Origin of the sequence: Dyella sp. 2HG41-7 (genome assembly GCF_021390675.1) — a bacterium.
GTDB lineage: Bacteria > Pseudomonadota > Gammaproteobacteria > Xanthomonadales > Rhodanobacteraceae > Dyella_B.
In genome coordinates, this window is sequence record NZ_JAJEJV010000004.1 from 1,831,614 (window position 1) to 1,845,556 (window position 13,943).

A 13,943-nucleotide genomic window follows, 5' to 3' on the forward strand; every position below is an offset into this window, starting at 1 on the left:
GCCGCGCGTTCGATCGTCATTCCGGGTTACGCCGGAATGACGAGGGCTCTGCCGTCAGCTGTGCCCCTGGAATGACGCGAGCAATTCCACGATAGCGTCCAGATTGCGGCTTGGGCTGGGATCGTCCGCATCGCGCACGTAGTTGTTGAGCATGATGGCGAACGCCAGTCGTTCGCCTGCTGCGGTCGTGACGTAACCGACGAGACAGCGCACATTGGTCATGCTGCCGGTTTTGGCGTGAACGTTGTCCGCGGCGGCCGTATCGCGCATGCGCCATTCAAGCGTGCCGTCGACACCGGCGGACGGCAAGGCATCGCGCAACTGCGCGCCATACGGTTGATTCGAGAGATAGGTCAGCAGTTGGACCATCGCCGTGGGCGTGGATAAATCCTGCCGCGACAAGCCGGCGCCATCTTCGATTTGCGCAGCGCCTGGAGCAACGCCGATCTGATCGAGCAACTCGCTTAGCGCACGGATGCCCCATGCTTCGCTGCTGAGAAAGCCTGGTGCCGGTTCATTGGTTTGCGTCGCGTTGGCCTGCGCTTTTACGCCAGCAATTTGCAGCAGATTTTGCAGATAGAGATTCTGCGAACGCTTCAACCCTCGCGTCAAAATTTCCATCACCGGTGGCGAAAGCACTTGCGCAAGTTCGACGGCTTTAGCGAGTTCGACGGTGTTTTGATTGGGCCAATGCTGCACGCGCAAGCTGCCGCGAACATGTATTCCGTGTCGCGTCAGCGCTTCGCGCAGTTGCATCCCGGCAAACCATGCAGGATCGACGATGGCGAGCTTGAACGTTTGCGGTTCACTATGCGCGGCGATGCTGCCGAATGCGTACAACGTGGGATCGCCAGGCGCGCGATAAAGATTGATATCGCCTCGCGTATTGCTGACGCCGGTAATCAGCGTGTTCGATACATGCGAAATGGCGCCGGATGGATCGAGCATCAGCGACGCGGGACGCCCGGGCGAGTTCGCGGGAGTTATGGTGAGACCGACGGTATTTTCCTGCACGCTCAGCGCAGAAGACGGTACGGCGAACCAGTTCTGCAGATCGCGGGCCTCCCAACCGGAGCCGACCGGCGAGCCGGTGAAGTAGCTATCGTCAGCGATTAGATCCCCTTGCACATCGTGGATGCCGCTGGCCGCCAATTGTTCGGCCAATTGATCGGCCCAATCCATGTTCGTATCAGGTGTGCCCAGCGTCGGGTCGCCCATGCCGCGCAGGATCAGCGGACCTTCCAGCCGGCCCTGCACGATCGGTCGCGTCGTCAGTAGCTGTGTAGGAATGCGGTAATCCGTGCCAATGGTGTTGAGCACCAACGCGGCGGTGTACAGCTTGGCAGTCGACGCCGGTTGTAAGAGACGATCGGCATCGTGCGCGTAGAGCGTGCGGCCCGTATCGAGCGACACCACGGAGATGCCCCAGCTTGCAGAAGCAAATCGAGGCTCTTCGATTTGCGTATCGATAGCCGCGGTAAGTTGCTGCGGCGTTGCCGTTGCGGAAATGCGGGAGTCGGCCGCGGCGACCGGTGTGGCAACGGCAGTCGCTACCAGCATGCACGCAGTGCATGTTCGCAACAAATAACGCGATAAGGCGGGTGTCATAGACCTATGAGTAGTTAGCATCGTGGTTCAAGCAATCCATGCGTGACGTCGGCGAATGCGCAATCCCAGCCAGGCCAAGCTTAATCCGCGTATCGCCATAAAGGCGAGGAACGTAAACCACAGTCCGTGGTTGCCAAGGCCGCGCGTCAACCAGGCCAGTAACGCAAAAAAGATGACGGACAGAAACATGCCGTTGCGCATTTCTCGTGCGCGCGTTGCGCCGATAAACAAGCCGTCGAGCAAATAACTCCATACCGCGACCACCGGCAAAGCCGTCAACCAGGGCAAGTCGCGATAGGCCGTGTCCCGTACCTCGGGCAAGTTGGTTTGCAGATTTACGAAAAGATGACCGGCGCCGCCGAAGAACAAGGCGTAACACACGCTGCCGATCAGCGACCAGCCGCCGGCCACCACCAGCGCGCGCCGCAACGCATGGTGGTCGCGAGCGCCAATGGCGTGGCCACATAGCGCCTCCACCGCGTTGGCGAGGCCGTCGAGGCCGAAGGCGGTCAGCATCAGACCATTGAGCAGCAAGGCGTTCGCGGCAACCGTGGCATCACCCAGTCGTGCCCCGAGCAGCGAAAGACTGAAAAACACGCCTTCGAGCGCCAAGGTGCGCAGAAAAATATCGCGATTCACCATCAGCAAAGGACGCCAATGCGGCCACTCGCGCATCGCTTGCCAATCGACAAAACCGTCGAGATCGCGAACCAGCTGGCGTGCTCGCCACATGCCATACAGCACACCGCACCATTCGCCAGCGACCGATGCCCATGCAATACCCGGAACGCCCCAACCAAACACCGGCACAAACAAAAGGTTCAACGCGATGTTTACCACGTTGGTGACCAGCAACAGACCCAGCGTCGTGCGCGCACGCTGCGCACCGATAAACCAACCTGCCAGCGCGTAATTGAGCAGCGCGGCGGGCAATCCGAAAAGTCGCACGTGCAGATAACCCAATGCGCGCCAGGTCATGGCCGGCGTCGAATGCATTTGGCCGACCAGCCAAGGCAGCAGCGGCACCATCAACAAACCCACCAGCACGCCGAACACCGTTGCAAGCAGCAGCGCCTGCGCCTGCACGGTGCGCAAAGCGGAAGCGTCGTTCGCGCCTTTGGCCTGCGCGGCAAAACCGGTCGTGCCCATGCGCAGAAAACCCAGACTCCAAACCGGTAGCGCGTACACCGCGCTGCCGACCGTCACTGCGCCAAGATCCTGCGTGCTCGGCAGGTGACCGGCCACGGTGCTGTCCACAAGTGCCACCAAGGGCACGGTGAGATTGGACAGGATCATGGGCGTGGCCAGCGCCCACACTTGCCGATGAGTCGGGCGGTGGCGCCAGGCTTCGATGAACGTCGTCATGAGGTTTCACGGGGCAGTTGCCGGCATTCTGGCACGTTTGCGGCGGTGGGCGAGGGCGAGGTGGTACCCTTGCATTCTTTACCGTCGGCGCAGGTCGGCGCTCTTTCACGTTAAGCGAGACCATCATGCAGATCGCCGAAAATTCAGTTGCCTCCTTTCACTACACGCTCACCGACGACAACGGTCAGGTGATCGACAGTTCCGAAGGTCGTGATCCGCTCACCTATCTGCATGGCAGCGGTCAGATCGTGCCGGGCTTGGAGAAGGCCATGACCGGCCGCGTGGCCGGCGATCAGTTCAAAGTGGACGTTGCCCCCGCCGAAGGTTACGGCGTGCATCATCCGGAGCTGGTGCAAGAGCTGCCCCGCGATGCGTTCCAGGGTGTGGAAGATATTCAGCCCGGCATGCAGTTCCAGGGCCAGGGTCCGCAGGGCGTGATCCACGTGACCGTCACCAAGGTGGACGGCCAGACCGTGCATATCGACGGCAATCACCCGCTCGCCGGCCAGACGCTGCATTTCGATATCCAGGTGACCGACGTGCGCGCCGCCAGCGAAGAAGAACTTGCGCACGGACACGTGCATGGCGCCGGTGGTCATCACCACTAATGCTGATCGAGCCCGTCGACATCGTCGGCGGGCTTTGCATCGCAAGTTACTCGATTGGCGCTCAGTACCAATCGACGAGCGAGATGCCCGCGCCTAGATACGTGGCATTGTGGTTGTAATCCAGAATATTCTCGCCGTAACCCTTGAACAGTTCCATATAGCCGCGAAGATTTCCCACCAGCGGGAAGCTCCAGGTAAAGCGACCGGCGCCGTGTTGCTGACTGCCGCCGCGTAGCGAGTCGCGCAACATCAGGCCGAATTCCTGACCGTGCCATTCGTGGATGATTTCCACATCGGCGCGGCCGATGTAATTGCTGATATCGGGATTATTGTCGTCTTTGGCAGGTTCGGGAATGCGCCACCAAGGGCGAAATAAAATCGTCCAGTTCTCGCGTTCGAAACCGACCTGCGCCATCACGCGATTCCAGCTGCGCGAAAGCGGATCGGATTGCCCGTTGGATTGGTGATCCACGCCGATACTCAGCAGCCGGCCATCCCAGCCGAACACGTGATAGTCGGTGTTGAAGACCAGCATCGCTTCGGGCTCGTAGTCGGTCTCGCGGAACGGGCGCGAGTTCTTGGCGTTGTAGACCTGCCAGTACGAATCCTGGGTATAGCCCACCCACAGATCGCCGGCATCGCCGAAGACACCTTGCCAGATCTTCGTTTTCAGGCTGATCTCGAATTTGCCTTCCACATCTTGCATGCCTTGCGGTGTGTGCACCGCATTGGTGGGGTTTGGACTGTAGGGAAGGTTGTTCTGATTGGTTGTCGCGAATACCGGCATCACGTAGATCGGCTTGTACCCGCGAATGTTGAAGGTGCCCAGCTTGCTTTCCGGCGAGAGTTCCCAGCGGCTTTCCAACAATGAAGACGGCGCGTTTTTCGCGCCTGCAGCAGCTGTTGCTTCTTGATCGTGCTTAAAAACCTTAGACGTAGGCGCTGCGCTTGATTCGGCGTGCTTCTGTGCGACTTCGGTTTGATCGCGTCCGGTTGCGCGGTCGTAGCAGGTCAAGCGCTGGGCATCGTTATTGATGCCGGCACACGCTTGAATCGTGGCGGGATCGATGTTCTGCGCATAAAGCGGCAATGCTATCAAGCCGGCGCTCGCGCCGATCAGCAGACTGCGGGGCAGAGGTTTCATGGATGCATCCTCGAACGCCGTGCTCGGCGCTGTTGTGGCAAGTCTAGCGATTTGCGCGAAGGATAAAAAAACCGGCCATCCTGACGATGGCCGGTGTGAGACATCCGTCACCAGACGTCTGACTGATCGCTCAATTCAAATTCTTCAGCCAATGCTCGTATTGAGCTTTGGTAATGCGCGAGCCGTTGGGGCCTGCGACGTACAGAAAATCGTTGGCCAACGGCGGGTAGGCATTCGCCTGGTCTTTGGTGATGAATTTCTTCCCACCGGAAAGTTGCTCGAACGACGGGGGCGATGCGGTGGACGGACCTTGCCCGACGGTCGAGTTGACCGTGACTTGGCCTTTAGCCGTGTTGTATGTCGCGCTCTTGCCGCCTTCGGATGACGAGGACATGCTTGATGTGGTTTGTGTCGAAGGCGCTGATTGCATCGACTGCGTCGGCTGTGCAGGCGCTGCGGGCTGTGCTGGCGCCGCCGGTTGTGCCGGTGCTGTGGACTGCGCAGGTGTTGCAGGCTGCGCTGGTGTCGCAGTTTGTGCAGGCATGGCCGATTGCGTGGGCATGGCAGGCTGCGCCGATGTTGCGGGCTGCGCAGGCGTGGCTTGTTGTGCAGGCGCAGCGGGTTGGGCAGGCGTCATCGGTTGGCTTTGCGTTTGCGCGAATCCGGAGCCCGCGACAAACAGGCCGATACCGAGAAGAGAGATAAGAGTAGGTGTGCGATAGATCATGATGGTCGCTCCATGCAAGTTAGCCTTGGATGCGGGCCGCGGTCGTACGGCTTGCGTCGTCGCCGACGAACGACCCATCGCGCTTGGCACGCTATCGATCAACCAAGCTTGATTGGCAAGTTAACAACACGCCCATAAATACCAGCACAATAATGGCGTATCCATTTTGTGAAGGCGTTGCGGCGTTGAGCAAACTTTCATCCGGCAATAAGGTTGTAACGCTTGCACAAGCACGTGCGCTCCAGCTGGCCGCACAAGGATTATTGCAAACGCCTAAACGACGCGCGCGCCGCGGCGATTTGCTCACAACGATTCAACGCATGCGCCTGTTGCAGATCGACAGCATCCACGTCGTTGCGCGCAGTCCTTACTTGGTGTTGCATGCGCGGCTTGGCGCCTACCCACAAGCATGGTTGGAGGAGGCGCTCGAGCTGGGGAATATTGCCGAATGCTGGGCGCACGAAGCTTGTTTCGTCGCTGCCACGGATATTGGCATGCATCGCGCGTGGCGTGCGCAGATCGAAAGCCGCCATTGGGCGGACCGACATGCTGCGCGTGCGCGGGATGCCAATCTCAAAGAAATGGATGCGCTGCTCGAACGCGTGCGAATCTCCGGCCCCGTACGCGCCTCCGATTTCGAACGCGCGGATCGCGGCGTTTCAGGATGGTGGGAATGGAAGCCGGAGAAGCGCTGGCTCGAAGCGTGGTTTGCATCCGGCGAACTAATGGTGACGCGACGCGAACGTTTTCAACGCGTGTACGACCTTGCCGAACGCGTGCTGGCTAAACTCGATCCGCCCTTCGATGCAGCGGCAGCCGCATTGTCTTCCGATGCGCTTCGACAGCGCTTTATTCTCGACAGCGTGCGTGCGCTCGGTATTGCGCAGTCGCGTTGGATCGCCGATTACTTTCGCTTGAAGCCATCTGTCGACGATCGCGAACTTGCGCCTTTGGTCGCCTCCGGAGCGTTGATCAGCGTGCAGGTGGCCGGCTGGGACAGCGTTGCCTACGTGCATCGCGACCATGCCGATCTGCTCGATAAAGCGCGCGAGGGACGCCTGCGCGCCACGCATACAGCGCTGCTTTCGCCGTTCGATCCAATCGTGTGGGACCGCGCACGCGTGCGCGCGATGTTCGATTTCGACTACACCATCGAATGCTATGTACCCGCCGCCAAGCGTCGTTACGGCTACTACGTACTGCCGATTCTGCATCGTGGAAAATTGATCGGGCGGCTTGACGCGAAAGCGCATCGTGCGGAAGGCGTATTCGAAATCAAGGCGCTGTATTTCGAAGAAGGCGTTTCACCCAATGAACGTACCATCGCCGAATTGGCGCAGGCCGTTGCGGCGACAGCCTCATGGCATGGAACGCCGAAGGTAAAACTTGGGCGATGCAAGCCGGCGCAGGTATCGGCCGCGTTGCGGGCTCACTGGCGCAGTCTCAGTGCTGCGTGACAGGTTTAACCGTGTTCTGCGGCGTGCAGGAACGGCCCTGCAACGCATCGTTCAGCTGCCGCGTAAGCCCAGCGCAGCGATCGGCAAGATACGGACGCACGCTTGGGTCGCTGGCTTCCTGGAGCAGCGTCTCCCGCATGGTTTGGTAGTGGGTTTGCAGCAAGCCGCGGTCGTAAATACCCGCGGCCTCATGGCACGCCAGATAGTTGTTCAGGTACGCATCGCAGCCCGGAATACCCGTTGAAGTCTGGCCTTTTGCCACGGCGGGCGGGAGAGATACGGGCTTTTGCGCCACGTGGCTGCAGGCGGTTAAGAGCGACAGGGCGGTGATAGCGATAACGGCCTTTACGTCAGTCATTCGAAGGAAACCTGTCGCGTTATCTAATTTCATAGGAAGCGTTGGCGGGTAACGGAGCCTAAGCATACTGCGTCGGCAAAAAGCCGCTTCCTGAACGCCTATTCGCTTTACGCCAGTATTTGCAGGTATGATGCGCGCACTGTGTTTGCCGGGGTCACCAGAGTCACGTGACCCGATGCAGCCGATTACGATCTGCCTCATCGCTCACCCCCTAGGGTTTTCCTTAGCACACCAGTAAGCCGGCCCCGCTTGCGTGCGGAGGTCGAGTCTCTTTTTTTGAAATACCTAGTTTGGAGTGAGTTACATGTCTGATCGTCAGATCGGTACCGTCAAGTGGTTCAACGATGCCAAAGGTTTCGGCTTCATCAGCCGCGACAATGGCCCGGATGTTTTCGTGCACTTCCGCGCGATCCAGGGCAATGGCTTCAAGAGCCTGCAGGAAGGCCAGAAAGTGAGCTTCAAGGTTGTGCAGGGCCAGAAGGGTCTGCAGGCTGACGAAGTGCTGCCGGCCTAATTACTGCCGTAAATCGATTTAATCGATTTAAAAAGCCGGGCTTAATGCCCGGCTTTTTTTATTTCCCGAACGAGGGACGTTGCGTCGAATGTGATATCGCGCGTGAATTTCCGATCACATATCGCTTCACCAAAATCACTATGCTTCGTCCACTGCGCCTGCTTGTGCAATTGCGTGTCACAAATGATTTTGTGCGTAACGCTAACTGGATATCGGCATGCTCAGTAACTGCCGACTCGGGTGAGTCGATGGTTTCCAAGTCAGCGTTAGAGGGGTGGGGTGCGTCATGGCGGAAGAGCGTGCAACAGGCACAGTCAAATGGTTCAACGACGCCAAAGGCTACGGATTTATCAGTAGCGATAAAGGCGGCGATTTGTTTGTGCATTTCAAATCCATCCAAGGCAACGGTTTCCGTTCGCTGAAGGAAGGCCAGAAAGTCACCTTTCTGGTGAAGCAAGGTCCAAAAGGCTTGCAGGCGGAAGAAGTGCTTCCAGCCTAATTCGAGTACTTGGATCGATTGAAAAAGCCAGGATTAATGCCTGGCTTTTTCTATTTCCGATCCCGGATCATTTGATTTTCGAGTGTGAATTTTTCATCACATTTCAATTCACGAAAGTCATTATCCTGTGTTTACTGTGTCTGCTTGGTTAGGCGCGCGGTCCGCCCTGCGGCCCCTGTCCGCAACGCTCCCCCCATCTTGGCAAACCCAGTAAGCCGTCGGCTCGGGTGGGTCGACTGGTCTCTAGAGACAACGCTTTGCAGATGGAGTGAGTTATGTCGGATGAACGTGTAACTGGCACAGTCAAATGGTTCAACGACGCCAAAGGGTTCGGTTTCATCAGTCGCACCGACGGCCCTGACGTGTTCGTGCACTTCCGCGCAATCACGGGGCAGGGTTTCAAGAGCCTCAAGGAAGGCGACAAGGTCACCTTCAAGGTCGTACAAGGCCAGAAAGGATTGCAGGCGGACGAAGTCGCCAAGGCTTGATGCTGCAAATATATCGAATGACAAAAAGGCCGGCGTAAGCCGGCCTTTTTGTTTTTGCGCGATTCGATAAGCTCTGTCGATGTCTGCATCCATTCAAGCTGTTTCAAACGTAATCGCTTCCACTCACGTCGTTTCCGTTGCGACGGCTGATGGTGCGCAAAGCGAATTGATCTGCACGCAACCGGCGGAGTATCCCAAACGGGTGATGTACTGGTTGCCCGCCATGGGTGTGCCGGCGAAGCACTATTTACCGTTGGCCGAGGCATTTGCAGCGCATGGCGTCGCGATGGCGTTGCACGAATGGCGTGGCATCGGTTCGAGCAATCGTCGCGCGGGAAGGCAAAGCAATTGGGGTTATCGCCAATTGTTGGAAACGGATATCGCCGCAGGTATGGCGGAAGCGAAAACGCGTTGGCCGCAAGCGGAGTTATGGATGGGCGGCCATAGCCTCGGCGGTCAGCTGTCTTGTCTTTATGCGAGTCGCCATCGCGGCGATGTGGCCGGGCTTGCGTTGGTGGCAAGCGGCTCGCCTTATTGGCGTCGGTTTAAGCGTGGTTCGCTGATTCTTGCTGCGTATGCGCTTGTTACGCCGATATCGCGCTTGATCGGTTATTTACCCGGACGACGAATCGGTTTTGGCGGCAACGAAGCGCGCGATGTGATTGCGGATTGGTCGCGCAGCGGGCGCACGGGGCGTTACGCCGCGAATGGAATCGTTGCAGACTTTGAACGTGAATTGGGTGCATTCCAGCGCCCCGTGTTGGCAATGCGCCTGCGCGACGATTGGCTGGCTCCGTTGTCATCATTGGAATGGTTGCTGGATAAAATGCCTAAAGCGCCGCGACGCGTGGATGTCGTGGCGCCCGAACAGTTGGCGGGGCAGTCGGCCGATCATTTCACGTGGATGAAAGTGCCCGATGCGATCGCCGCGCAACTGGCGGCATGGATGGATACAAACTTCGACCACGACACTTGATCGCGGCGCGATGACCGCCATCTGTCTGGTTTCGCCTTTCGCAAGACGGTGCTGCCCATGAAGCTGTTCGAGCCTTACGTTCAACGAAGTCAGACGCTGCGCAATCGCATTGTCGTATCGCCCATGTGCCAGTACTCCGCGCATGACGGCGTGCCCAATTTGTGGCACACCGTGCATCTGGGAAGCCGTGCCGTCGGTGGCGCGGGCGCGGTCGTTGCGGAAGCGACGGCCGTATCGCCGGAAGGGCGCATTTCCGCGCAGGACACGGGCATCTGGAACGATGCGCAGGTGGATGCATGGCGGCCCATCGCTGCCTTTATCGCCGAACATGGCGCCGTTCCCGGCGTGCAATTGGGGCATGCCGGACGCAAGGCCAGCGTGTGGCGCCCGTGGGAAGGCGGCGGTCCGCTGCCGGCCGACAAAGGTGCGTGGCAGACCGTCGCGCCGTCCGCGATCGCGTTCGATCACGATTGGCATGTGCCGCAGGCGTTGGATCTCGACGGCATTCGCAAGGTGGTAGCGGATTTTCATGCGGCGGCTGTTCGCGCAAAAGAAGCGGGCTTCAAGCTGATCGAACTGCACGGCGCGCATGGTTATCTGCTGCATCAGTTCATGTCGCCGTTGAGCAATCATCGCAACGACGAATACGGCGGCAGCTTCGAAAATCGTACGCGACTGGTGCGCGAAGTCATCACAGCGGTGCGCGACGTTTGGCCCGAAGACTTGCCTTTGTGGCTGCGCATCTCCGCAACGGATTGGGCGGAAAGCGGCTGGAACATCGACGAAAGCGTGCGCCTTGCCCGTCAACTCGGCGAACTGGGCGTGGATCTGGTGGACGTATCCAGCGGTGGCCTGGTGCCGCACGTAAAGATCCCGCTCGGTCCCGGTTATCAGGTGCCGTTTGCCGCGCGTATTCGACAAGAGGCGGGCATCGCGACAGGCGCTGTCGGCTTGATTACCGAGCCGGCACAGGCGGACGGCATCATTGCGGGCGGCGCCGCCGATCTGGTGCTGATTGCGCGCGCCAGTTTGCGCGATCCGTATTTTCCTCGTCGCGCCGCGCAAGAATTAGGTGCAACGATCGTCGCGCCGGAGCAATATCAACGGGCTTGGTGATAGGAATCCGAACGTGCCCTCCCAACCGACTCTGATAGAAGGCGGCCGTCTGCACGATCTTGGCGATGGCTTCGTCGTGCGGCGCATGCTGCCCGTGCTGATGGCGCGGCATATTGGGCCGTTTGTGTTCTACGACCATATGGGGCCGACCGAATTCGCGCCCGGAAAAGGCTTGGACGTGCGTCCGCATCCGCACATTGGTCTGGCGACGGTGACGTGGTTGTTCGAAGGCAGCATTCGTCATCGCGACACGGTCGGCAGCGTGGCAGACATCACACCGGGTGCGGTGAATTGGATGACCGCGGGGCGTGGCATCGCGCACTCGGAACGCGCGCCGCCGGATGCGCGTCGCAGCGGACAGCGCATGCATGGCATCCAGGTGTGGGTGGCGCTGCCCAAAAAAGACGAGGAAGTGGCGCCGGAATTCCATCATCACGAAGCCGCAAGTTTGCCGCGTATTCGCAAGCCTGGTGCAGAGCTGGTGCTTATCGCCGGCACGGCCTACGGCAGCGAATCGCCGGTCAAAGTTTTCGCGCCGATGTTCTTTGTCGAATCGCATCTGGACGCGGGCACCGAGGTGCCGTTGCCCGACGAACACACCGAACACGGCGTGCATGTCATCGAAGGCGAAGTCACCTGGGGCGATCTCAATTTGGCCGCCACGCAGATGGCTGTGCAGACGGGCGAGGGTGCGCCGACGGTGCGAGCGAAAACGGCCAGTCGCGTGATGCTTTTTGGTGGCGCCCCCTTGGATGGCGAGCGTCACCTTTGGTGGAATTTCGTGTCGAGTTCGCGCGAGCGCATCGAGCAGGCGAAGGCGGATTGGCAGGCTCAGCGTTTTGGCAAAGTCGCCGGCGACGAGGAAGAATTCATTCCGTTGCCGACGTGATGTTTTACAGCGTGCAGCGCAATCGCTGAAGCATTAGGCTGCGAACATCAGCGTCGGAGATGAGCCATGTCCGCATTCGCCAGTTTTCGCGATTTCTATCCGTATTATCTCGACGAGCATCGTGATCGACGCTGTCGCCGTCTTCATTTTGTCGGTAGTTCGCTGGTCCTTCTGATTGTCGTGTACGCGCTGGTATCGGGCAGGCTGGCGTGGTTGTGGCTTGCGCCCGTAGCGGGTTACGGGTTCGCCTGGGTCGGTCATTTCGCATTCGAAAAGAATCGGCCGGCAACCTTTCGCCATCCGCTTTACAGCCTGATGGGCGACTGGGTGATGTATTGGGACGTGCTGCGGGGCAGAGTAAAAATTTGACCACGTAGGGTTGGCGTAAGCCTTATCGATAACATCGATAAAACAAACGCGGCGCGATGCAGTCGCGTTTGTTTGTGCCATAAGTCACGCCGCAATGTTTTTCGGCTGAATTTGCCCCAACTTGTCATAAATACAAGACAACCAATCGATGGGGCACGCGTTACATTTTGTGCCCTCTGCCGAGATCGATTGCAGGATTGTCAGCGCATGAATGACTTCGTCACGCTTGCGATACGCACGGATGCATCGCGCCGCCGCCATGCGCTTGGCAGCACCGTTGCGCCGAACGCCGTGGACGACACGACGGCGCGCGTCAAGGAAGCGACATGGCGACGCGACGCAGCCTGGATACTCGCGATCGTCGTGCTCGGTCTTGTTACAAGATTGTTTCGCATCGATCATCAGCCGCTGTGGCTTGATGAAGCGCTGACGTTCCAGCGCGCGCATCTGGATTTGAACGGACTCATCGCCGACAGCTTTACCAATCGGCATATGCCTACATATTTCTTGCTGCTGCGGTTGCTGTCGCCGTTTTTCGGAGCAGGCGATGCATGGTTGAGGATTCCTTCGGCCCTGTTTGGCGCCATGACGGCGGGCATGGTGTTTGTCATCGCACGTCGCATGGCTAATCGCTACGCGGGCATCGTGGCCGGTTTGTTGATGGCGTTGTCGCCGTTGCAAGTGCAGTACGGGCAGGAGGCGCGGTCGTACACGCTTGTCACCTTGTTGATTACGGTCGCGTTGTGGGGATTGTTGCGACTTGCGCAGGAGCCTAATCGCGCGGCGGTCGACATACGCGGCGCCGACGCCGATCGATGGGGCTGGTGCGCTTATGTATTCGGCACCATCGCTGCGTTGGATGTGCTCAGTGATGCGCTGCCATGGTTGATCGCTTCCAACCTTTCCTTGTTTCTCATCGGGCGAGGGTTGGCTTCGTCGACGGAAGCACGCGCGACATTTCGTCGGAACTGGATCTGGAGCTTCGTCGCCATCGTGTTGTGCACGGTGCCGTTTTACGGCGCGATCGTCGCATTCAGCGATGGGCACATGCTGCAGAAATTCGATTGGATTCCCGAGCTGAGTTGGCAGCACATGTGGGTGGTGGCGGGCAGCGTCTATCTGATGCGCATGGTGGCGGTCGTCAAATTCGATTTGATGCACACGGCGGTGCCATTGTTGGGACTGCTGGTGGCGGCGGCCGGTATAGCGGGCTTGTTTCGTTTGCGCGGACGACTGGAAGGACGCGTGCTGTTGCTGAGCGTGTTGGTGTTGCCGCTGCTTATCCTGACGATTTCGCTGTTCAAGTCGATGCTCCTGCCGCGTTACGTGCTGTGGAGCGCCGCGCCGTTTTTCGTGCTGGTTGGCGTGGGGGCGAGTATGTTGCCGCGTCGCATTCTCGCGATGACGACCACGCTCTTGTTGTTGCTGGGCGTGGTGAACCTGGGCCCCGTTTATCGCATGGAAACCAAACCGCGTTGGGATATGGCGGCAGCAACGCTGGCTGCGAATGTGCGACCCGGCGACACCGTATTCACCGCCGATCCGAACGCGCCGACTATGCTTTCGGTATTGCAGCCCAAAGGCGAGCTACCTATCCAATCCACCGCATTGGTAACTTCGCAACTCGACGAGGCGTTGGCTCGATGGAAGCAAGGCGGCCGCGTGTGGGCGGTGAATGGTCGCTCGGCGTTGGGGCAGCGCGAGAATCTGACGGATTTCAAAAACCGCATCGCCGCGCTCGGGACCCCTGTCGTAGAGATCCCGCAAGGCAAGGAAATCACCATACTGATGTTCCAGGCGCCCGACGAAGCCGAGCCGAACTAAC

15 protein-coding genes are annotated in these 13,943 nt (G+C 59.1%); 10 read left to right on the forward strand and 5 right to left on the reverse strand.

Annotated features, from left to right (window positions below; genetic code table 11):
• Window positions 1–54: 54 nt before the first annotated feature.
• Together dacB and L0U79_RS09575 are read right to left on the reverse strand one after the other, a co-directional pair.
• On the reverse strand, window positions 55–1,560 hold the full coding sequence (dacB, locus tag L0U79_RS09570) for a D-alanyl-D-alanine carboxypeptidase/D-alanyl-D-alanine-endopeptidase (RefSeq protein WP_233841955.1): 1,506 nt from the start codon (window positions 1,558–1,560) through the stop codon (window positions 55–57).
• A gap of 75 nt (window positions 1,561–1,635) precedes the next feature.
• The gene (locus L0U79_RS09575; RefSeq protein ID WP_233841957.1) at window positions 1,636–2,973 is read right to left on the reverse strand and encodes an MATE family efflux transporter; all 1,338 of its coding nucleotides are present in this window, start codon (window positions 2,971–2,973) and stop codon (window positions 1,636–1,638) included.
• Between the two features lie 125 nt (window positions 2,974–3,098).
• Between L0U79_RS09575 and L0U79_RS09580 the strand changes: the two genes are divergently transcribed.
• Window positions 3,099–3,581, forward strand: a complete 483-nt coding sequence (locus tag L0U79_RS09580) for a peptidylprolyl isomerase (RefSeq protein WP_255682790.1) — start codon at window positions 3,099–3,101, stop codon at window positions 3,579–3,581.
• A 61-nt stretch (window positions 3,582–3,642) separates the two neighbouring features.
• On the opposite strand, the gene L0U79_RS09585 is transcribed toward L0U79_RS09580, so the two are convergent.
• Together L0U79_RS09585 and L0U79_RS09590 are read right to left on the reverse strand one after the other, a co-directional pair.
• Entirely contained in the window at window positions 3,643–4,725 is a 1,083-nt protein-coding gene (locus L0U79_RS09585) for a phospholipase A (RefSeq protein WP_233841959.1), read from the reverse strand.
• Between the two features lie 130 nt (window positions 4,726–4,855).
• A complete protein-coding gene (locus tag L0U79_RS09590; protein ID WP_233841960.1) occupies window positions 4,856–5,452 on the reverse strand; it encodes a hypothetical protein in 597 nt (198 codons plus the stop codon).
• A 320-nt stretch (window positions 5,453–5,772) separates the two neighbouring features.
• On the opposite strand from L0U79_RS09590, the gene L0U79_RS09595 reads away from it, so the two are divergent.
• On the forward strand, window positions 5,773–6,909 hold the full coding sequence (locus L0U79_RS09595) for a crosslink repair DNA glycosylase YcaQ family protein (protein WP_345778430.1): 1,137 nt from the start codon (window positions 5,773–5,775) through the stop codon (window positions 6,907–6,909).
• Here the strand turns inward: L0U79_RS09595 and L0U79_RS09600 are convergent.
• Window positions 6,896–7,267, reverse strand: coding sequence for a hypothetical protein (locus L0U79_RS09600; RefSeq protein ID WP_233841964.1), 372 nt, complete (start codon window positions 7,265–7,267; stop codon window positions 6,896–6,898). The two genes, L0U79_RS09595 and L0U79_RS09600, sit on opposite strands and share 14 nt — an antisense overlap.
• A 304-nt stretch (window positions 7,268–7,571) precedes the next feature.
• Here L0U79_RS09600 and L0U79_RS09605 point away from each other — a divergent pair, with 304 nt between their 5' ends.
• The 8 genes from L0U79_RS09605 to L0U79_RS09640 all read left to right on the forward strand — a co-directional run bounded on the left by L0U79_RS09605 (window position 7,572) and on the right by L0U79_RS09640 (window position 13,942).
• On the forward strand, window positions 7,572–7,781 hold the full coding sequence (locus L0U79_RS09605; protein WP_204633292.1) for a cold-shock protein: 210 nt from the start codon (window positions 7,572–7,574) through the stop codon (window positions 7,779–7,781).
• A gap of 286 nt (window positions 7,782–8,067) precedes the next feature.
• Window positions 8,068–8,280, forward strand: a complete 213-nt coding sequence (locus tag L0U79_RS09610) for a cold-shock protein (protein WP_233841966.1) — start codon at window positions 8,068–8,070, stop codon at window positions 8,278–8,280.
• A 275-nt stretch (window positions 8,281–8,555) separates the two neighbouring features.
• Entirely contained in the window at window positions 8,556–8,768 is a 213-nt protein-coding gene (locus L0U79_RS09615) for a cold-shock protein (RefSeq protein WP_233841968.1), read from the forward strand.
• Window positions 8,769–8,847: 79 nt separating this feature from the next.
• Window positions 8,848–9,744 (forward strand): alpha/beta fold hydrolase, encoded by an 897-nt coding sequence (locus L0U79_RS09620; RefSeq protein WP_233841970.1) that lies wholly within the window; start codon window positions 8,848–8,850, stop codon window positions 9,742–9,744.
• Between the two features lie 57 nt (window positions 9,745–9,801).
• Window positions 9,802–10,860, forward strand: coding sequence for an NADH:flavin oxidoreductase/NADH oxidase (locus tag L0U79_RS09625; protein ID WP_233841971.1), 1,059 nt, complete (start codon window positions 9,802–9,804; stop codon window positions 10,858–10,860).
• 13 nt (window positions 10,861–10,873) lie between these two features.
• Window positions 10,874–11,749 carry a pirin family protein gene (locus L0U79_RS09630; protein WP_233841973.1) on the forward strand — a complete coding sequence of 292 codons (876 nt, stop codon included), beginning with the start codon at window positions 10,874–10,876 and terminating at the stop codon, window positions 11,747–11,749.
• Between the two features lie 66 nt (window positions 11,750–11,815).
• Complete coding sequence (locus L0U79_RS09635) at window positions 11,816–12,118, forward strand: DUF962 domain-containing protein (RefSeq protein ID WP_233841975.1); 303 nt, start codon at window positions 11,816–11,818, stop codon at window positions 12,116–12,118.
• 207 nt (window positions 12,119–12,325) lie between these two features.
• Window positions 12,326–13,942: a glycosyltransferase family 39 protein gene (locus tag L0U79_RS09640; RefSeq protein WP_233841977.1), complete on the forward strand. Its 1,617-nt coding sequence runs from the start codon at window positions 12,326–12,328 to the stop codon at window positions 13,940–13,942.
• Window position 13,943 lies beyond the last annotated feature (1 nt).